This is a genomic window from Paenibacillus silvestris (genome assembly GCF_009882985.1).
GTDB classification, from domain to species: domain Bacteria; phylum Bacillota; class Bacilli; order Paenibacillales; family NBRC-103111; genus Paenibacillus_E; species Paenibacillus_E silvestris.
Genome location: NZ_WTUZ01000020.1, coordinates 685,095 through 705,559, shown reverse-complemented (window position 1 = coordinate 705,559; position 20,465 = coordinate 685,095). Strand labels below are relative to the sequence as shown.

General features: G+C 49.0%; 17 protein-coding genes. 9 read left to right on the top strand and 8 right to left on the bottom strand.

Annotated elements, in window-relative coordinates; all coding sequences use genetic code 11:
* Positions 1 to 303 precede the first annotated feature (303 nt).
* On the bottom strand, positions 304 to 1,860 hold the full coding sequence (locus GQF01_RS18385) for an ABC-F family ATP-binding cassette domain-containing protein (RefSeq protein ID WP_161408168.1): 1,557 nt from the start codon (positions 1,858 to 1,860) through the stop codon (positions 304 to 306).
* A 170-nt stretch (positions 1,861 to 2,030) separates the two neighbouring features.
* On the opposite strand from GQF01_RS18385, the gene GQF01_RS18380 reads away from it, so the two are divergent.
* Genes GQF01_RS18380 through GQF01_RS18370 form a run of 3 tightly spaced genes read left to right on the top strand, consistent with a single transcriptional unit; the run spans position 2,031 to position 5,022 of the window.
* Complete coding sequence (locus tag GQF01_RS18380) at positions 2,031 to 3,542, top strand: spore germination protein (protein WP_235959916.1); 1,512 nt, start codon at positions 2,031 to 2,033, stop codon at positions 3,540 to 3,542.
* A 30-nt stretch (positions 3,543 to 3,572) separates the two neighbouring features.
* The gene (locus tag GQF01_RS18375; RefSeq protein ID WP_161408166.1) at positions 3,573 to 4,781 is read left to right on the top strand and encodes a Ger(x)C family spore germination protein; all 1,209 of its coding nucleotides are present in this window, start codon (positions 3,573 to 3,575) and stop codon (positions 4,779 to 4,781) included.
* Positions 4,782 to 4,788: 7 nt separating this feature from the next.
* The gene (locus GQF01_RS18370) at positions 4,789 to 5,022 is read left to right on the top strand and encodes a hypothetical protein (RefSeq protein ID WP_161408165.1); all 234 of its coding nucleotides are present in this window, start codon (positions 4,789 to 4,791) and stop codon (positions 5,020 to 5,022) included.
* Between the two features lie 20 nt (positions 5,023 to 5,042).
* Here GQF01_RS18370 and GQF01_RS18365 read toward each other — a convergent pair whose 3' ends face one another.
* The 3 genes from GQF01_RS18365 to GQF01_RS18355 form a co-directional block, all read right to left on the bottom strand.
* Complete coding sequence (locus tag GQF01_RS18365) at positions 5,043 to 6,182, bottom strand: GerAB/ArcD/ProY family transporter (protein WP_161408164.1); 1,140 nt, start codon at positions 6,180 to 6,182, stop codon at positions 5,043 to 5,045.
* A 112-nt stretch (positions 6,183 to 6,294) separates the two neighbouring features.
* Positions 6,295 to 7,749: a stalk domain-containing protein gene (locus GQF01_RS18360; protein ID WP_161408163.1), complete on the bottom strand. Its 1,455-nt coding sequence runs from the start codon at positions 7,747 to 7,749 to the stop codon at positions 6,295 to 6,297.
* Positions 7,750 to 7,880: 131 nt separating this feature from the next.
* Positions 7,881 to 8,387, bottom strand: a complete 507-nt coding sequence (locus GQF01_RS18355; protein ID WP_161408162.1) for an SRPBCC domain-containing protein — start codon at positions 8,385 to 8,387, stop codon at positions 7,881 to 7,883.
* 287 nt (positions 8,388 to 8,674) lie between these two features.
* Between GQF01_RS18355 and GQF01_RS18350 the strand changes: the two genes are divergently transcribed.
* Entirely contained in the window at positions 8,675 to 8,938 is a 264-nt protein-coding gene (locus GQF01_RS18350; RefSeq protein ID WP_161408161.1) for a hypothetical protein, read from the top strand.
* A gap of 284 nt (positions 8,939 to 9,222) precedes the next feature.
* Here the strand turns inward: GQF01_RS18350 and GQF01_RS18345 are convergent, their stop codons facing one another.
* Both GQF01_RS18345 and GQF01_RS18340 read right to left on the bottom strand, forming a co-directional pair.
* Positions 9,223 to 10,026: a DUF2935 domain-containing protein gene (locus tag GQF01_RS18345; RefSeq protein WP_235959913.1), complete on the bottom strand. Its 804-nt coding sequence runs from the start codon at positions 10,024 to 10,026 to the stop codon at positions 9,223 to 9,225.
* A 96-nt stretch (positions 10,027 to 10,122) separates the two neighbouring features.
* Complete coding sequence (locus tag GQF01_RS18340) at positions 10,123 to 11,010, bottom strand: AraC family transcriptional regulator (protein WP_161408159.1); 888 nt, start codon at positions 11,008 to 11,010, stop codon at positions 10,123 to 10,125.
* Positions 11,011 to 11,131: 121 nt separating this feature from the next.
* Between GQF01_RS18340 and GQF01_RS18335 the strand changes: the two genes are divergently transcribed.
* The 3 genes from GQF01_RS18335 (at position 11,132) to GQF01_RS18325 (ending at position 13,903) form a co-directional block, all read left to right on the top strand.
* A complete protein-coding gene (locus GQF01_RS18335; RefSeq protein WP_161408158.1) occupies positions 11,132 to 12,205 on the top strand; it encodes a Gfo/Idh/MocA family protein in 1,074 nt (357 codons plus the stop codon).
* A gap of 17 nt (positions 12,206 to 12,222) precedes the next feature.
* Entirely contained in the window at positions 12,223 to 13,059 is an 837-nt protein-coding gene (locus GQF01_RS18330) for a sugar phosphate isomerase/epimerase family protein (protein WP_161408157.1), read from the top strand.
* A gap of 559 nt (positions 13,060 to 13,618) precedes the next feature.
* Entirely contained in the window at positions 13,619 to 13,903 is a 285-nt protein-coding gene (locus GQF01_RS18325) for a hypothetical protein (protein WP_161408156.1), read from the top strand.
* 180 nt (positions 13,904 to 14,083) lie between these two features.
* Here the strand turns inward: GQF01_RS18325 and GQF01_RS18315 are convergent, their stop codons facing one another.
* Positions 14,084 to 16,399: a helix-turn-helix domain-containing protein gene (locus GQF01_RS18315; RefSeq protein ID WP_161408154.1), complete on the bottom strand. Its 2,316-nt coding sequence runs from the start codon at positions 16,397 to 16,399 to the stop codon at positions 14,084 to 14,086.
* 149 nt (positions 16,400 to 16,548) lie between these two features.
* On the opposite strand from GQF01_RS18315, the gene GQF01_RS18310 reads away from it, so the two are divergent.
* The gene (locus tag GQF01_RS18310; RefSeq protein ID WP_235959906.1) at positions 16,549 to 18,066 is read left to right on the top strand and encodes an extracellular solute-binding protein; all 1,518 of its coding nucleotides are present in this window, start codon (positions 16,549 to 16,551) and stop codon (positions 18,064 to 18,066) included.
* A 313-nt stretch (positions 18,067 to 18,379) separates the two neighbouring features.
* On the opposite strand, the gene GQF01_RS18305 is transcribed toward GQF01_RS18310, so the two are convergent.
* On the bottom strand, positions 18,380 to 18,538 hold the full coding sequence (locus tag GQF01_RS18305) for a hypothetical protein (protein ID WP_161408153.1): 159 nt from the start codon (positions 18,536 to 18,538) through the stop codon (positions 18,380 to 18,382).
* A gap of 340 nt (positions 18,539 to 18,878) precedes the next feature.
* Here GQF01_RS18305 and GQF01_RS18300 point away from each other — a divergent pair, with 340 nt between their 5' ends.
* Entirely contained in the window at positions 18,879 to 20,414 is a 1,536-nt protein-coding gene (locus GQF01_RS18300; RefSeq protein WP_161408152.1) for an extracellular solute-binding protein, read from the top strand.
* The last annotated feature ends 51 nt before the right edge of the window (positions 20,415 to 20,465 follow it).

Below are 20,465 nucleotides of genomic sequence, written 5' to 3'. Positions count from 1 at the left end.
GCAATGAACGGTTACGGAGAGAGGGTGAGGATGCTGCGAAATTGGTTGGTTAGGCGAAGGCATTCGATCTCCTCGAGTTGGTATAATACGATACATATCGCGTTGATCCTTGGGTGGGGTGCTTTCCTTCGCCAAGTTTTTATTCAACTGCGCTATATGCAAATATGGATGCAAGGCCGATCTTGGCCGGTTAAACCGGGTAAGTGGAAGTGGCAGCGGCACATTCGGAGAAAGAGCTTCAAAAAAAAGGCCATCATCAAGTAGAGAAATCTACTCGATGATGGCCCTTTCGTCTTTCTATACTTAGAACACTTTCGTTGTCCAAGACTCGCAATTCCAAGTTTCTGTCACAACATCACGGTAGAATTCCGGTTCGTGGGAAATCAGGATGATGCTGCCCTTGTAGGCTTGGAGTGCACGTTTCAGCTCATCCTTAGCGTCTACATCCAAGTGGTTGGTTGGCTCATCGAGCACGAGCAGGTTCGTTTCGCGGTTGATCAGCTTGCAGAGACGGACTTTAGCCTTCTCGCCGCCGCTGAGCACTACAATTTTACTCTCAATATGCTTCGTAGTGAGACCGCATTTGGCCAGCGCTGCGCGCACTTCAAATTGCGTGAATGAGGGGAACTCATTCCATATTTCTTCGATACAAGTGTTGTTGTTGGAATCTTTGATTTCCTGTTGGAAGTAACCAATTTGCTGGTGATCGCCCTTTTGAACAGAGCCGGAAACAGGCTGGATTTCGCCCAGAATACTCCGCAGCAAAGTCGTTTTCCCGATCCCATTGGCACCGACCAGCGCAATCTTCTGACCACGTTCCATACGCAGGTTAAGCGGTCTGGACAGCGGCTGATCGTAGCCGATAACAAGATCTGTTGTTTCAAAAATGAGCTTGCCTGACGTGCGGCCCTCTTTGAAATTAAACTGCGGCTTCGGTTTCTCCTTCGCCAGCTCAATGACGTCCATCTTGTCGAGTTTCTTTTGTCTGGACATCGCCATATTCCGTGTCGCGACGCTTGCTTTGTTGCGGGCTACGAAATCTTTCAACTCGGAAATTTCTTGTTGTTGACGTTTGTAAGCAGATTCAAGCTGCTGTTTTCTCATTTCGTGTACTTGCTGGAAGTGATCATAATCGCCAACATAGCGGTTCAAAGCTTGATTCTCCATGTGGTAAATCAAGTTGATCACACTGTTCAGGAACGGAATGTCATGCGAGATTAGAATGAAGGCATTCTCATACTCTTGCAAATAACGCTTCAACCATTCGATGTGCTGCTCATCCAAATAGTTGGTAGGCTCATCGAGAAGCAAGATGTCCGGTTTCTCCAGCAAAAGCTTCGCGAGAAGCACTTTCGTCCGCTGACCACCGCTCAAATCGTTAACATCCTTCTCTAAGCCAATATCGGTGAGGCCAAGTCCGCGAGCGGTTTCCTCGATTTTGGCATCGATCATGTAAAAGTCTTGATTCGTCAACGTATCCTGAATCGTACCGACATCCTCTAACATCTGTTCAAGCTCTTCTGGCGTCACGTCGCCCATTCGGCCGTACATGTCATTCATTTCTTGTTCCATGTCGAACAGATATTGGAAGGCTCCCTTCAGGACATCGCGGATGCTCATGCCTTTGTTCAGAACAGCATGTTGATCCAGGTAGCCAACGCGCATGCGCTTGGACCATTCAACCTTCCCATCATCCGGCTGTAGCTTGCCCGTAATGATGTTCATGAAGGTAGATTTACCTTCCCCGTTAGCACCGATGAGTCCGATGTGCTCCCCTTTGAGCAGGCGGAACGAGACGTCATTGAAGATGGCGCGGTCTCCAAAGCCGTGACTTAATCTTTCTACATTTAATATGCTCATGAAATGACACCTTTTCTTTTAAACTTTTTCTCGTTTTATTATAAGCGTTATGGGATAGAAAACTCAATGAATTAGCAAGCAAAAATGTGACATCGATTGCGATACATAATGCATCCAGAATAAGGGAACGGTACCAGTAGCGAAACCACAAACAGGGTGATCCTATGTCTATGACTGCCGTTTCAACGCTAAGCCCCCATCTGTCTGAAAATATAGCGCAGATTGTCGAAATTCTGGGGGAAAGCAGCGACATTATTATTAGAGAGCTCGGCATCGGATTATCGGGCGAGCAGCCAACCGCCATTGTTTTCACAGATGGATTGGCTGACCCCACTTCCATTCATGAATTATTAGAATCTCTTATGCAATTCTCAGGGGACTTTCGGAACTCGGATGGCAGTATGATAACGGATATTCCAGGTGCACTGGAACGCTATATTATTCCATTAGGCGGAGTGAGGACAACTGAGCTGATGGAGCATCTTTGCGATGCGATTCTATCCGGGGATACGGCGATATTACTGGATAACTGCCAGTTAGCGCTAATCGTCAGCACAAGGGGATGGGAGTCACGCGGAATTACAGAATCCAACGTGGAAGCTGTCGTCCGGGGGCCTCGTGAGAGCTTTACAGAAACACTGCGCACGAATACATCGCTTATCCGTCGAAGAATTAAGCATCCTTCCCTTCGGATGGAAGCTCTCCGCGTCGGTCGGATCTCCAAAACAGATGTCGCTTTCATGTATATCAAAGGGATTGCGAATGACAAAGTCGTGGACGAAGTCAGGAGTCGCATGCAGCGGATTGATATAGATGCCATTATGGATACGGGTCAAATTGAAGAATTGATCCAAGATGAAGCGTTCAGTCCTTTTCCAACCATCTATAACACGGAACGTCCGGATACGATTGCTGCCGGCATGTTGGAGGGACGAATAGCTATTCTAGTGGACGGTTCTCCATTTGTTCTATTAGTCCCCGTTATCTTTGCTCAATTCCTGCAGTCCGCAGAAGATTACTACCAACGATCAGACTTTGGCGCCATACGTATGCTGCGTTATGTTGCCATGCTGATATCACTCTTGACTCCTTCGGTCTATATTGCAGTAACAACCTATCATCAAGAGATGCTTCCGACTACGCTGCTGCTCAGTCTTGCAACGCAGCGGGAAGGAGTTCCATTTCCGGCGTTTATCGAAGCGCTATTAATGGAAACAGCGTTTGAGATTCTGCGGGAAGCCGGTATTCGAATGCCGAGAATGATTGGCTCCGCGATTTCCATTGTAGGGGCTCTGGTGCTTGGAGAAGCGGCTGTTCAGGCAGGCTTGGTATCAGCGGCAATGGTCATCGTTGTTTCGATCACGGCCATTGCAAGCTTTGTCATGCCAGCATATTCCATCAGTATTCCTATTCGCCTATTGCGTTACTTGTTAATGTTCATTGCGGCTTCCTTTGGCATCTATGGCATCTTTCTAGGTTGTATGTGTATCTTGTTCCATTTGTGCAGCCTTCGCTCCTTCGGAGTTCCCTACATGTCCCCTTTTGGCCCTTTTCATGCTTCGGATCAAAGGGATGCGATATTTCGCTTGCCGATCTGGGCCATGCACCGTCGGCCATCGTTAATCAGTAAAGGAAATCAGACTCGGATTATGGACAGCACGCCCAGGAAGCCGGTAGATTAGCTCGAATGAGAAGAAGGGAGGGATTTCCTGATGCGCAAGATGATACAGGTTACCCTCTTAATCATCCTCCTTATAAGCATAACGACCGGCTGTTGGAACCGACGGGAATTGAATCAGCTGTCTTTTGTGATGGCACTTGGCATCGATAAACATGATAACCAAATTGAATTAAGCGCCCAGGTGGCGAATGTCGGCGAAATCGGGATGGGACCATCCACGGAAGGCGGGACATCCGTCTCGAATTTCCATGTTGTATCTCCTAACATATACGAAGGACTTCGCAAGATGACGAGCCTTGCCCCAAGGGAGTTATACCTTTCCCATTTGCGGATGCTTGTGATTAGTGAGGAACTGGCAAGAGAAGGGGTAAGGGATGTCTTAGATTTCTTTATGCGGAATGAGCAAATGCGTCCTGATTATTTCGTTGCGATTGCTAGAGATGTACAGGCGAAAGAGGTATTAAGCACTCTGACCCCAACGGAGAAAATTCCAGCGAATAAACTGTATTCTTCCTTAAAAACCTCCCAGAACCTTTGGGCGCCTACACTTGCCGTGCATGTGGATGAATTTGTTGCTAACTTGGTTGCTCTGGGTAAAGAGCCTGTCTTGACGGGGCTTAAAACCAACGGTCCAATTGCTGTCTCTAATAAAGAAAATAAACTGAAGATGTCGGATGCTCCTGTTGGCCTGATTTTTACCCAGATAGGTGTCTTTCGCGGGGATCGATTAGTTGGCTGGCTAAATGAGCAAGAAAGCAAAGGATACAATTACATAAGCGGAAATGTGAAAAGCACAGTTGGACATGTGGCATTGCCTGATGGGGGAGAAGCGGCCATCCACATTTTGAGAACAAAATCCAAAGTAACAGCCCTCATGAAGGAGGGAAAACCGGTATTTACCATCAATTTGCAATTGGAAGGGGATGTCGGTGAGGTAGAGGGCAGCATTGATTTAACAAAATCAGAATCTATCTATCTGTTGGAGCAGGCTATGGAGAAAAAGTTAAAGGAAGGCATGGAGGTCGCCGTTTCCAAAGCGCAAAAGCTTGAATCGGACATTTTCGGATTCGGAGAAATCCTGCACAGATCGGATCCCGGTACTTGGAAACAGATGCAATCGGATTGGCCAAGTTATTTTGTGAAATCAGAGACGATGTTTCAAGTGGATGCCAAACTGCGCCGAACAGGGAAAGTAAGCAGTTCTTTCATTGAAGAATTAAAGAAAAAGACAAAGGAGTAGTTGACCCATGGCACTTCTTCCTTTCATCATCCTGGCGATTGCTGCTATCGTGTTCATTGAAGTCCCCAGAATGCTGAGAAAGCATCAGAAGAAGGAATTGTGGTCGTTTTCTGTGCTGCTTGCATTCGGAACAGTACTTTGTACAGCAAAGGCTTTGGGCGTGCATCTGCAAAGCCCGTTAGCCTTCATAACATATGTGTTCAAGCCTATGGGCGAAATTCTGCAGAAGATGATGAGTTGATGGATGAGCTAGAGCCAGGATTAGGTCTCTGGCTTTTTTGATGATTTCGGCATGCGGCGCAGCTTGGCGATCAGCAGCATGAGCAGTGGAAGCAGAAGGGTGACGGTGAATGCGTAGGCCGGCCAAACTTGGTTAGTGAAAGTGAAGGAATAAGGGATATTGGGGATCAAAACATTAGCCAAAGGGACAGTAATGACGCCAAGTGGGAGCACAAGCGGGCGATATTCTTTTAAACCTAGTATTTGGGCTAAAATGAGGGTCGTTATATAAAAGTTGAGTACCGTATAAAAATATTGCGTTACAAACCAGATAATGGCAACAATCGCCTCGACGCGCTGCAGGAAATCGCCAATATTGATTTTTTGCGCCATATCATAAGTCGGATAGATACTCGCCAGAGCTAAGGGGACGCCTAATACAGCAATATTAGCAATCGTGACGATCCATATCACGGCTGCGCCAATAAGCGTTCCTAGATAATAGGCTTTCTTCGCTTTGCCGACATGTTTGGCATATGGCAGAAGCATAAGAAAGTTAAAAACAGCCGTGAGCGGAAAGCTGAGAAACTGGACACCGCCTCTGATGGTGGGCTTAATGCCTTCATCCATAATGGGAAGGAAATGAATGAGTTTCATCTGCGGGATCAGCATCAAAATGACGAGAAATAGAAACAACAAGGTCCACGGAAACAGAATTTCACCGACACGGCTAATCGTTTCGAGTCCTAGGATGACACTGAAGGTCACCATAATAATCGTTATGGAGATGATGACTTCTATAGGTGTATTGGACAGCATTCTTGTCGCGAGAAAATCGCTGATTCCCCACACAGGATATAAGGTGCTGATATATACAAAAGATAGAACTAGTAAGGCTGCCAATTTTCCGAAAAAACGACCAAAAATCTGTTCGCTGTACTGAGCAAAATTAAGGTTAGGAAATAGTCCGCCGAGAGTGCTATAGAGAAAGATCAGGAGCATGCCTGCGAGCAAGCCGATGATGATCGATAGCCAGGCGTCTTGTTTGGCAAGAACAATGAGTTGGGATGGCGAGTAAATAATGGCGTTTCCTATCGTGTACAGGCATAAAATGACGCCGAATTGTCTGCTTGATATTTGGCCTTTTTCCAACATATGAAACTTCCCTCGATTCGGCAGCATCTCGTTGATCTTTCCTATTTTTGCCTGATTGGTGCTGATTAAACGTAATCGGGAATGAAAAGACCTGAAGGCTGTTTGCCTTCAGGTCTTTTGGGGTTATTAGCGTCCGTCATTATGGCAGGCGAACGGATGCCCTGTACAAGCTGCTGTTCCAGTCCACTTTGCTGTTCAGCGACTCCGCGACGAGGCGGAGCGGGACATACATGCGGCTGTCCTCCATGATCTGGAGCGGGACAGGCACGGAGACAGATTTGCCGTTCACTGTCGCTGTGGAGCTCCCGTCCTTCAGCTTCATCGTAACGCCTGCGCTCGTGATCGTGGCCGTTCTTGTCGCGGCATCCCACTGAAAACCGGCATTCATCGCGGTGATGAAGGGACGGATGGGAACAACGGTCGTCTCTTTGACGATGAAGCCGCTATAGTCATAGACAGGCTGCCCGTTGATGTCGATCTGCACCTTCGGCTTGTCCAGCTTCCGCACGACGAGCGCGTTGCTCAGCTCGCGGCCGGGATAGGTCAGCATGGTGCCATTGGCATACAGACCGGAGCTGGAGCCGCCGTCCATGTTCATGGCTTCCTTCAGCCCAAGCTGAAGGGTGATGGCGGCGAGCTGGGTAAGCGTTGCGCTCGGCACGGTGCCCATCACGAGACGGTCAGACCCGTCGATGCCGATGAAGCTGCGTGCCGCGGAAGATTGCGTCACCTTCGGGTCAGAGAAGCCATCTCGTTTAACATCGAGATCGACAGCGCCGCCACTGACCAGCTTCGGCCCGACTCCGATCGCCGCCAGCCACGACTTGGCGTTCAATGAGCTGCCGCCTTCGCCTTTGGCCAGCAGTTCCTTCGTGACTCGATCGCCGACGTCTAGATTCGGCAGGACGTACTGCCGGTTGTTGGCGCTGTTGCCGACAAACAGAACGTAACCGCCGGCAGGAACCTGCACGGAATCGTTCGTGATGCGGGTGATGAGTCCATCCTCGATGACGACTTTGGTCCCGTTCGGGAAACCGATCCAGCTGCCGAAGTCCGGGGTATACCAGATCACCTGATCGGTGCTGTCCGCGCCGTAATACTTGTTAACCCCCCAAGGGTTAATGGTGTAAGTCCCGTTTCCTTCGCTGACGCGTACGGCGATGTCGAGGTCCACGAACTGAATATCTGGCACTTTATCCCGATTCAGAATAAAGGTTTGATTTTCACCGGTGTGAAGAGCTTCACCAGCTTGCACCATCGTTCCATTCGGGTAGCGGATATAGGGATTAGCCTCATAGGCGTTGAAAAATGTGCCGTTAATCGCGGCAACGGCTCCTTCGCGCTCTGCGATCGCTTGTAAAGGAGCGTCATGGCCAACGCCTCCGTCAGCCAAGGCAGGAGCAAGCTCTAGGGTCGGATCAGTCAAGTCGACCGTAACGACACTTACGTTGAAGGATTTGCCCTGGGCGGTTACCTGCTTGGTTACGGCGTTCACCGAAGGGGAGTATAGCGCAGACGCCGGTGTAGCGCCGGCAAAAAGTGCGGCCGTCAGCAAAAGCGCGGCACCGGGTTTCATCATTTTATGGCGAAGCATGAGGTAGTCTCCTTTGGGTTCAGTCGAATGCTGCCGAAAAATATTCAGCTTCCTATATTATTCGGTTGGACTGGGTGGTTTTGTGACGTTAAAAGAAAAGCACCGGCTCTGGTGAGCCGGTGCTTAGGGTGTTAAGCAAGCTTCGTCAAGTACTCGTCGAGTTGACGGAAAGTACCTTCAAATCCTTGTTCCATGTTCTCGATCATGGAAGCGTAGAAAGCAGCTTCTTCTTCGGTTGGGTTCACAGGGCCGCCGCTAGTCGTGACAATCGTTTGGCCATCTTGCTCTTCGAAGGCTACGATATTCAAAATTTCAAGCGGGAAAACAGGGCTGAACGGAGCACGAATGGTGTTCGCTTCCGCATCGGAGAACGAGTTCGTGTAGACGAGCTTGTCCGGAGGGGAAACTTCGCTATAAACGAATTTGCCCCACATTTGAAAGCCATCAGGGGATTTCATGCTGAAGTGGAACATGCCGCCTGGGCGAACATCACATGTAGCTACATCCAGCTGCATGCCTGTCGGTCCCCACCAGTGCATCAGATGTTCGGGCTTCGTCCAGCATGCGAAAACGAGCTCGCGGGGAGCATTGAACGTACGTGTAATAACTAATGAGCGGGAGTTTGTAGTTTCGGACATGGGTGAGTACCTCCAAAGTTATAATAGAATTAATTTGTAAGAGTAAAACAAAAGCAGATTGGGTGTTCTTCCACCTTAAAGCGGGACCCGCGGCAGTCTTGTGGCTACAGCGTTAAGGCTTGTCATCCCTCTCTCAGGGGACAGCCATGCAAGCACGCATCGTCGAATCCTTGCTCTAAATATACTTTACTAGGAATATTCCTGTCAAGGAATATATAAAGACAGGTGCATACGGAGATTGGAGTAGTATTGCCTGATGGGTGGCGGTTTATTTCGGATATGATTGTGTGGCTGTCTGGATGCGTGGATGGATTGGTGGTTGGATACGTGCGTGTGTGGATGAACGGATGAGGGGTGGATGTGTGGAAGGAAGGAAGAATGGAAGAATGGAAGAATGGAAGAATGGAAGAATGGATGGATGGATGCGTGCGTATGTGGATGAACGGATGATGAGTGGATGTGTGGAAGGAAGGAAGAATGGATGGATGACAGATGGATGCGTGCGAACGTGCGTGGATGAACGGATGATGGGTGGATGCGTGGCTGAATGAATGGATAAATGGATGACGGATGGGTAACGCCCGAACGTGGGAGGAACTACAGGGCCTTATCTAAGCCAGATGAGCCTGTTTTTGCAGTTTGGGGGAACTACAGGGTGTTATTTTGGGACAAAAGCCGCCATATGGCTTGGATATGGAGGAATAGAGGACTGTAGTTCCCGCTAATCGCGATAAATGGCAGGTTGCTAGGAAATAAAGGACCACAGTTCCCCTTCATTCAAAAAGGCCGCCAAGGAAAGGTATCCCTACCTTCCGTTGCGGCCTTAACTCTTATTTCAGGCCCCGGCCTGTTTCCCCGTGAGCGCCACTTCAAAAGCATCAATGATGAACAGAAACCTCTCAGCCTCCCGAAACACGTGATCCGCGAGGAGGGGATGGATGATGCTTTTGATCTTGCAAGCCTCGATTAAATCCCTGGCCGTCTTCTTGAAGTCGCGGAGCGAAACGACGGAAACGCGGTTCTGATCCAGGAATTGATCCAGAAGCGGCTCTGTCTGCGACTGCGGCCGCATGCCGCTGAGGTCGATCGCTTGAAATAACAGCTGATCAAAATCGTGGCTGAAATTGCGGGCTTGCTCGACTAGTTGACGCTCTGACGGGTCAAGCAGATGTCCGATGAACTTGGCATGATCCGCCATAATGCGAAGAAAGAAAACATTTTCATGAATAATCGCGTCGGGTAATGGATCCAGTCTTCCGGTGTTTAATTCCTCTAGCCGATTCCTGAAATAGTTGGCTTCACGGCTCGTATGATCGACGAGTAGAGGGAAGTTATTGCCCCCAGGCAGCTTACACTGAATGATCAGGCCAAGAACTTTCCTTTTAAAAGCCCAAATGTGCGTTGCAGCTGTGTGTGCTTCTAGGTTAAAACGCTGAATCTGCGCGGGATCAGTCGCTTCGTTATACGAATGGGCTTTACCTTCAATTTGCTCGAAAATGCTATAGAATTGATTAGCTTCCTGAATGAGTTGTGTATCTTCACAGCGAAAACCAAGCTTTAGAAAAAGGGAATGTTCCTTCATGATTCGGGACCAAAACCGCACTTCTTCCAAAGAACGTGCAACAAACTCATTGGACAAGATTAGCACTCTCCTCGTAGTGAAATATACTATGTTAAGTATAATCGCCTGGAGGAAGAGATAGACCATTCCTGGGCTAACTGGGACTGCCCTTGCTTACGTTACCCGGCGATGATGCTCCGCCTTGCGATAATCTTTGGGCACGATGCCTTTGCTTTCCCGGAAAATGCGGGAGAATGTTTTGTACGAGCCATATCCAACCTCTAGCGCAATCTCCGTCACACTCATCTCCGTAGACACGAGCAGGCTGCAGGCATGACGCAACCGCAGGTCGTGCAGGAAGTGGACGAAGGTCTGTCCAGTCGTCTGTTTAATTACCTCGGAGATCCGGGAAGCGCTCATCGCGAACTTCGAAGCAAGGTCCGATAAGGCCAGCTCCTCCTGATAATTGCGGTGAATGTGATGAATGATAGGCCAAACCGAGTGATGCGTCTTCGCACCCTGTAGCGGGATCGCTTCCGCTTCTATAAGCGGGGCATGCTTTAAGCGATGGCGGTCGAAGCGGATGAGAATTTCCTTAAGCTTGCCTTTTAAAAGCGTCTGTCTGTATCGTTCGGTACCATTGTATTCCTGATACATCTCCTCAAGGAGAGCGAGCATCATTTGCTGATCCTGTCCGTGCAGTTGGACATAAGCCGGCAAGGCTGTCATCTCACCTAGAAGCCCTGACAGACCGGGATCACTCCCCGACTCCATCAACAGGTCCATGCTGAACATGCAGTTATACAAGACAAGCTTCTGGCCTGGGTCCGTGAAAATCTCATGCACCTGATAGGGCAGCACGAACGTGAAGGTGCCTGTCCTCATCTCATGATTGACATCATTAATGCTTTCTGACCCCGTGCCTTCAATGACGTAGGACAACTCGAGGAAATCGTGGCGATGTGCGCGAAAGCCGTGCCCCAGCGTATTTTTGCTGATATGAAAAGGGAAGGAGGAGTGCATGTTTGGGTACGTTTTCAAATAGTCGGGAAAATACGTCATACTCAGCTAATCTCCTTCGAAGAAATGGGACGTTTTCCGAAATATAGGTGCGTTTTTCTACTGTCTTTATTTTATCATAAAAGCAGGTCGTAGAGGATGTACATATGAGGAGGAACATAGCGTGGGGAGCAGTAAAATTAGAATAGGTATTATTGGTGCTGGTAACATCGGCGGCGTGCATATACGCGAGTTTTCTAAATTGGCAGATTCCTGTGAAATTACGGGGATTACAGACGCCTACTTACCACTGGCGCAAGCAAAAGCTCAAGAATACGGTATTGGTTTCGTAGCAGCAAGCCCGGAAGAGCTTATTCAAAGCGACAATGTAGATGCTGTCATTATTGGTGTGCCTAACCAACATCATGCTTCCCTTGCTATTCAAGCTATTAAAGCCGGCAAGCACGTGCTGATTGAGAAACCAATGGGGATTAATGCTGAAGCAGCTAAGCAGATCTTGAAAGCCAGCGAAGCTACGGACAAAGTGGTTATGATCGGTCACCAAATGCGCTGGGAAGCTGTACCGCAGTTGATCAAGGAGCAGGTTGAAGCTGGTGAGCTAGGCAAAATCTACACAGCCAAAACAGGCTGGTTCCGCCGCAAAGGCATTCCAGGCTGGGGTACATGGTTTACGAAAATGGACGAATCGGGCGGAGGCCCGTTGATTGATATTGGGGTTCACATGCTGGATCTTGCGCTCTATCTGATGGGTAATCCGAAGCCGGTTTCTGTCTTTGGTGCTACTTATGCGGAGTTCGGTCCTCGCAAAAAGGGGATTGGCACGTGGGGGACGCCAAATTGGAACGGCACGTATGATGTGGAAGATTTGGCTACGGCACTCATCCGGATGGAAGACGGCAGCACGTTGACACTGGAAGTGAGCTGGGCGGTTCATATGGATACGGACAATACGCCATTCATCCATCTGATGGGCTCTGAAGGCGGCGCAAGTTACAAGGGAGCATCCGGTAAGCTTCTAACTGAGAAGTTCAATCGGGCTATCGAGACGGATTTGAAAAAGCCTGAGAATGATGAAGGGGAGCGTCTGCGTCTAAGCAGACATTTCCTATCGTGCATTCGCGAAGGCAAACAGCCGATTACATCCGCTTTATCCGGCTTTACGAACAATTTAATTCTTGATGCCATCTATGAATCTTCCCGGACAGGGAATGAAGTTAAACTAAACTGGGACATCTAATTCGGGAGGGAAACACGATGCTTAGAGGGTTAACGGGAGCAGGACTTGGCAAGCTGGAAAGCACGGAGCAATTCATTGAGTTAGCGGCAAAATACGGCTTTGAAGCTGTCGATATCGACGCGCTTGCTCTAGTGGAAAACCACAGCATAGACGGAGCACGCGAGCTGCTGGCTAAACATGGCCTCGTGGTGGGTTCCATCGGTCTGCCAGTGGAATGGCGCGGGTCCGAGGAGCGCTTCCGCGCTGATCTGCCGAAGCTGACTCAAGCAGCCGCAGCAGCAGCAGCGCTTGGCTGTACGAGTTGCTGCACGTATGTTCTGCCATCGACGGATCTGAATGCTGCGCATTTCATGGCGCTGGCTACGCGCAGATTGCGCACTTGCGCGCAAATTCTTGGCGCATACGGCATCCGTCTTGGTCTAGAGTTCGTGGGGCCGCATCATCTGCGCACACGCTGGAATCATCCGTTCATCTGGACGGTCGAGGAGACGCTGGATTGGATTGATGCGATCGGCGAGAGCAACGTGGGTTTGCTGTACGATTCGTACCACTGGTACACGAACGGTTTAACGGCAGCTGACATCGAGAAGCTGCGCCCTGAGCAGATCGTCCATGTCCACATCAACGACGCACCGGACGTTCCGGTGGAGGATGTGCTGGATAATGGACGTGTGTACCCAGGCGAAGGAGTGATCGACTTGGCGGGCTTCCTGCAAGCTTTGGTGAAGATCGGCTATAAAGGCGCTGTTTCGCAGGAGATTTTGACGGCTACGCCTCCTACGGACTCCCCGGAGAGATTGGTACAGCGCTCCAAAGCGGGCTTTGACAAAGTGTATGCGGCGGCGGGACTGTAAGCTGTTGTGTGGCGGTAGATTGAGGTAAGCGAGACGGCAGACTCGGGTCGCCGGGCTTTCGGCCCAGCGGCCTCCCGGCCGGTCGCCCTTGGCCCCTGGACGCCCAGGTCCCGGGACCTCCGGTCTCTCGGACGCCCGGACCCCCAGCGAGTCAGGCCGGTTTAACTGGAAAAACTACCGCTAATTGTACGGGAGATTAGGGTTTAATTGAAATAACGGGAAATTGTCCATCTAATTTCGGAGGAAATGCCTTCATTTGCCCCGAACATGGCGGAATAACAGGAGAATTTCCAGTTAAATGAAGATGGAATGGAAATAACTTGAATTTAACTGGAGAAATTCCAGTTATTCTTCATGCAGAGTGAGCCGGAGGACTCCATGTCCTCGGCTCATTTCGCATTTTCAGGCTAGCAGTCTCACGAAATGCCAGGAAGTTTGCCATTCGACAAAGGTTCCTATGAGCCATCCGCACAGTCCGACAACATTTTCAGGCATTCTCGTTTACTATGTTCCTGTTCTACTAAATATGCCTATATAAATATGAAAAGGAGATAAGATCATGCAAATTAAAAAGAAGGATGACATTGGCTTGATTTTGGACAACTTTTCGTCGTATGCGAAGTGGGATCCTTCGGGCCAGAAACTATACCTTGTGTTCGCTGATAACAAGCGTGGGGGGCAGTGGACGCTGATGAACTACAACGATGAGCGTTTCAGTGTACATGGGCGTGGTACAGACTATTTGGATGAAAAAGAAGCGTTCTTTGAAGAACGTAACAGCGTTGTTTCGTTCTTATGGAACAACCGTGCCGCTCTTAAGGCAGCCGTCGATCCAAGCGAGTAGAATGCTGGACAACCAGCTAGCTCAACCTAGTTTAAAGAAGAGGCAAAAGCCTCCGGAACCACCAACGATAGCTTGGTGGTTCCGGAGGCTTTTGGCGTTTGCTGCAGTTTGGAGTCCGGTACTGCTTGGCGTTCCTGCAGTTTAGAGCCCATTACTGCTTGCGTTCGCAGCAGTGTGGCGCTAAGGAGCGACGCCTTCCTTTTGCTTATCACGGTATTGCCCCGGGGTAATCCCCTCTTGCTTGCGGAAGGAGCGGATGAAGTTTTGCGAATTGTTATAGCGCAGCTTGGACGAGATATCCTTGATCGGCATATCGGTTTCGAGCAGCCACTTCTTCGCCATGTTGAATCGGTAGGCCGATAAATAATCGCTGAAGGAGCAGTTCGTCTCTTTGCGGAAAATACTGCTTAGATAATTCGCATTGTAATGCAGTCTGGAAGCGCAGTCCTCTAGCGTCAGGTCGGTATCGTAATATTTTTGCACAAGATCGATAATTTTCTCAGAAATATTGTGATACTGCGCATCCTGACGATCGCGGTAGATACGAATCAGCGGGTGGATGACCTCTGTCCAGAACCAGTCTTCGATCTCTGCAGTCATATGCAGATTGAGCAGCTCCTCGAAGAGCGAGCCCTTGTTCGGGTGAATCTGATTCAAAGAGATGCCGGATTCCTGCATCACCATCAGCAGGTTGTTGAGCAGCCGAGCCAGCGGAATCTGATATTCCTGCGGCGAGAGCGGAGCAGCGAATACGGCTCGCAGGAGCTGTCGCAGCAGCTCTTTGGACTTGTCCTTTTCGGCAACTTTGATTGCGTCCATTAATTCATTTTCGAGCGGCTTCGGATAATTTAGATTCAAGAAATGTTTGCCCGAGTTAATATTTTCGTACTGAATGATGATGCCTTCGCCAAGCTTGATGCGATGCTTCAGAGCTTCCAGCCCTTCTTTGTAGGCGATCGACATTTGCGAAAAAGCATGGATGGGAAGACTCATCCCAATGCTGACATGCAGATTCAGATAGCTAAAAATATGCTGCTGCATCTGCTCCGTCAAGGCATACACCTTATTGCGGAAAGCGGCAGCTTCGCTGTCTGGACTTCCAATCAAGGTCACCACGGTCTGATCAATTATGACTGGGGCAAGCCGCTGATCGGAAGGAATGAGCTCCTCAATCATATTGTGTGCGGCAAAAAGGAGTAGTTCCATATCTCTTTTTTCATAACGCGTATTGTCGATGGAGTCGATCTGCAGCGTAATGACGGACATTGTTTTCCACTCGTCAACATGCTTCGTGTAGCCGAATTGGGCTAATTTATCGGGCAGCTCGCTCGTTTTGATATGACCCTGAAAAGCTTTGATCAAGAAGAAGGTCCGCACCTGGCCAATATGCTGATGAACCTCTCTTTCCAGCTGGGACTTGGATTGGAATAACGTATGGACATGCTCGCTGATCATCTGGAACTCGTTGGCCTTCCGTTTCTGATTGACGGTAACGAGGCCACCAATTTGATTGAGCAGGAGCTGGATGGGTGAGTACATTTTGCGTGAACCGAGCCAAGCGAGCAGCATGGATAGCAGCAGCATTAGAATGCAGACGTAGATGGTGTAGACCCCAATTTTGCGCGATTCTGTGGTCAAGCTGTCGATGGAGGTTAGGGATAAATAAGTCCAATTATTCAAGTTCGAGTGCAGGTAGCTCACGGAATAACGCTTCTCGTTGATATCTGCCGTGAATTGACCCGTTGGCGCAGTTAGCTGGCTTAGATCTTTCAGGCCGGCCTCAGTGATGGATTTACCGATCAGGCTCGCATCCGGGTGCATAAGAATTTGGTTGTGCTCGTCCATGATCAAAATATCTTCAAGGTGCTTAGTATCGCTTTGAATCAAATCTTGCAGGGAACAGGCAGGGATGTTCGCCATCGCCAAGCCGTATTTCTCCAGACCGGTGGTTGGCAGCTTTTTGACCAGTGAGATACTGTAATCGCAGGTTACGCTCCGAGCATTTTCCTCGGTAAAAAACCACTTCGACGGGTTCATAATCCACGTGCTGTTCTCCTGCGTATTCATCAGGTTGAGCAATTTATCGTAAAAAGGGTAGCCGTCAAAACGGTACAGTCCCGAATTCTTAATCATCCAGTTCTCACGGGCATTGATCAAGATGACATCTTCCAGCTTCGTGTCAAAAGACTGCATATACCGAATCTCGCTGCGCAGATCGTCATACATCATGAAATCGTTTACAGTTAACGGCATGTCCATTGCTTTTTTGAGCACGGTGGAGTTAATGACCTGATTAAGTGTATGGTTGACAGTCGTTAATTTCTGCTCTACATTGGAGTTGATTTGGGTGATTAACTGCATTTTTCCTTCGTTTACATTTTTTTGGATCTCATTCGACGAGGTTATGAAGGCAAAAGCGCCGATAAAAATAACCGGGAGCGTGCTGAGCAAGAACCCGAACATGGTCATTTTGCTGAGAAAACTTAAATTGGGCATCGCAGCCAACACCTTATCTTAGGATGATCATTTCTGTATCTATGTATTGTAGTCAAGTCTGTCGTTAAGAGCAATAATCATCTGTCTGGCGGATAATCATTTTCTTTGATTATGACCGCAAAACGCTGCTGCAGCAAGGGGGAGGGCTCATGAACACACAGGTAATCATGGAAAATTTTAAGCGCAGTCGATTCTTTGTCATTGGGCTATTGACGGTAGTTTTGATCAGTGGTTGCACGAGAGGAAGCACTACGGGAGCCAGTGAGGCGAGCAGTGATCGCCCTGTCATTTCGATTATGGCACCGCTTCATTTTCCGCATCCGCCCATCCCCGAGCTCGTTCAGGAGATCGAAAAGCTTACGAATACGAAGCTGGAATTGAATTGGGTTCCGGATGGCATATACACCGATAAAATGAACACAGCCCTCACCACGAACTCGCTGAAAAAAGCGACCTATGTGAAATATACGGATTACATGTTGATGAAAAATTCGATCCGTTCCGGCGCCTTTTGGGATATCGGACCTTACTTGGAAGCTTATCCGAATCTGAAGCAGTTGAATAAGGAGATTTTGGGACAGGCAGCTGTCGATGGCAAAATCTATGGTTTGTATACGGAGCGTCCCTCAGCCCGGCAAGGCATTATTATTCGCGAGGACTGGCTGAACAACGTGAAGCTGGCTAAGCCAACGACGGTGGAGGAGCTTTATCAAGTGTTAAAGGCCTTCACGTATGACGATCCCGATCGCGACGGCAAGGAGGATACCATCGGGCTGACGGACCGCAATGACTTGGTATTCGGCGCTTTCAAAACGCTCAGCTCCTATTTCGGCACGCCGAATAACTGGGGCGTTGCAGATGGGAAGCTGGTGCCGGAGTTCGAGACACAGGCGTATGTGGACACGATGGACTTCATGCGAAAGTTGTATGACGAAAAACTCATTAATTCGGATTTCGCGGTTACCAGTAAAGAAGTGCAGCGCGATAAGCTGATTAGGGGCATCGCTGGCGTCTATATCGGCAGCATGCAGGATGTGCAGCGGCTTTCGGACGAGGTGCAGCTTGTGAATCCTTCGGCCACATTCACGCTCGTGAATCATATCGAAGGTACCAAGGGGTTCCGGATCTGGTCGATTCCGAACTACAGTGCGCTGTACCTTTTTTCCAAAAAAGCGATTCGCACGGAGGCGGAATTGAAGCAGATGCTGCAATTTTTTGACCGGTCGATGGATAAAGATGTCGCCAACCTGATGAAGTATGGGTTGGAAGGGCGTCATTACACCACTATTGGGGACAAAGTCCAGCTGCTGGAGGAGACGTCCAAGCTTCGCGTGAACGAAGTGAATGCGCTGTATGCGCTTATGATCGCGGACTTGAACAATCCGCAGGTGAAGCAAGTCGCTGAGAGCGAGTCCCTGTCACAGCTGGCAGATAAGCTCAGCATGGACAACGAGAAGTATGTCGTCAAGGACCCGACATTAGGGTTGGAGTCGAAAACCTACGACGAGCGTGGCGTGGAGTTGTACAAAATCGTCTCCGACGCGACGTACAACTATATGCTTGGGAAGCTCGACAAGGCCGCATTTGCGCAGGAGATTGAGCGCTGGAAGCGGGGCGGCGGCGACCAGATTATTGCCGAATATAATGAGGCATATTCGAAGAAGTGAGTGATTGCGTGAGGTCTGGCGGGGTTGCGCCAGACCATTAGGTGCTAACGTGATGAGAAAGCGCTGCCGGTTGGAGTTAGCGTTGTTAAACAAGCTTAACTTCGGGGTGGGAGTTCCTCTCACTCCCAATCGTTTCTCAACCAACCCCACAAACTGCAAAAAGTGCAGCAAATTTTCTCGTCTTGCCGATTCTAGAGACGAACATGTAAAAAGTACATGTAATTCATTAACTTTTATCTAAAACAAGTGAAAATCGCCAATTTTGCTGTACTTTTTGCATGATTGGAGGTGAAATCATTGATTACCGCCGAATTTACTGCACTTTTTGCAGGATTTGTTTACAACAAACGTCCGTCTTCTCTCCTGTTTCTCTCTTATTAGTCCCAGCCCCTGCATCACCCAAGCGCCCCACAGCCACATCCAACTTAATCCGCCATATCCCGAACCAGATCCTCCCAATCCAGCTACTCACACACCCATACCGCATCACCGAGTGCCCCCACTCCACATCCAGCTATCTCAACTCCATCCCGCACCTATATCCATCCAGGCATAGGAGTGGGAAATGGAGGCATCTACATCCATCCAGGCATAGGAGTGGGAAATAGAGGCACCTACATCCATCTAGTCGCTAGTCTACCAGGGCGTCCCCATTCACCACCGGCCAATAATCATCTCCCTCGCCAATAATCATCATCTCACATCTCTAGATGAACGAGGCCGAAATGAGTAAATGATTATTTCGGTACCTGCGTAAGACCTTGTAACGTGGAACTTGTAGCAAACAAACAATTCACGGAGGTCTAACAAATATGAAGAGAAATTTAGTCTCGATTCCGCTCGGCATTCTGCTCGTATCCAGCTTTGCACTTGCAGCTTGCTCCGATGGAGGCAAGGCCACTCCAGCAGCTACGACGGCTGTAGCCGGTACAACAGCACCGAAAGCAACGGCCGACACCACACCAGCATCGATCACGATTATGGCGCCACTGAACACAGCCCAAACGCCACCCGATACGATCATCAAAGAACTCGAAAAATTAACGAATACAAAGCTGACCTATCAATTTTTCCCGGCGGATACGTATGAGGAGAAGCTGAATACAACCTTCGCGACCGGCGCATTGCCGCAAGTGACGTACTTGAAAAACCAAGCGACTTTCATTCAGATGAAATCCGCCATCCGCGACGGTCAATTCTGGGAAATTGGTCCGCTGCTCAAAGATTTCCCGAACTTAAGCAAGCTGAAGTCCACAACCAATGACAATACCAAAGTAGACGGTAAGCTGTACACGCTGTACCGTGGCGTCGATATCGCTCGCCAAGGCCTCATTTATCGTAAGGACTGGGCCGATAAGCTGGGCTTGAAGCCGCCGGCAAACATGGATGAGCTGTACGCGATGGCGAAGGCATTTACAGAGAAAGATCCTGACGGCAACGGCAAAAAAGACACCATCGGCCTAACAGACCGTAATGATCTCATCTACGGGGCTTTCAAAACAGCAGCGACGTGGTTGGGCGTTCCGAACAACTGGGGCGTGAAAGACGGTAAGCTGCAGCCGGAGTTCATGTTCCCTGAGTACGTGAAGTCGATGGATTACTTCAAGAAGCTGCGCGATGAAGGTCTAATCAATAAAGATTTCGCAGCAACAAGTAAAACAGATCAACAAAAGCTGTTCACGAACGGCACTGCAGGCATGTACATCGGAGCGATGACAGACGTTTCGACCCTGAACAAGGATCTGGTCAAAAACGTGCCAACAGCCGTTGTAGACGTACACAGCATGGTGGCTGGACCTGACGGAAAATTTGCTGCATGGGCACTTCCAGGGTATGCGAACGTTGTGTTATTTCCTAAATCCGCGATCAAAAACGAAGCTGAGCTAAGAAAAGTATTGGCCTTCTTCGACAAAATGATGACACCTGAAGTAGCAAACTTGGCAAACTGGGGAATCAAAGATGCCAACTACAGTGTAGTTGACGGCAAAGCGAAAAAGCTGGATGAAGAGAAATGGACACGCGAAGTAAAGCCATTCACTGATGCAGCAATCGGCGATGAAGATACGTCAGGAAGATTGCTCGGAATTCCATCCATTCCTGCTCAAGGCAAAGCGGATGAGCTGAAAATCGCGAATCTGAAATTCGCTGTGCAAGACCCAGTAGCAGCACTTGATTCCAAAACAAACTTGGAAAAAGGCGTTCAACTCCAAGATGTCATTAAAGATGCGACGAACAAATACATCTACGGCAACATTGATAAAGCCGGATTCGACAAAGCGGTCGAGGACTGGAAAAACCGTGGAGGCAACAAAATCATCGAAGAATACAACGCACTATACAAAAAATAATCCGTGGAACAGGGATGAAGAAAATCATACTGGTTTCTAGGCGGGGAGGCT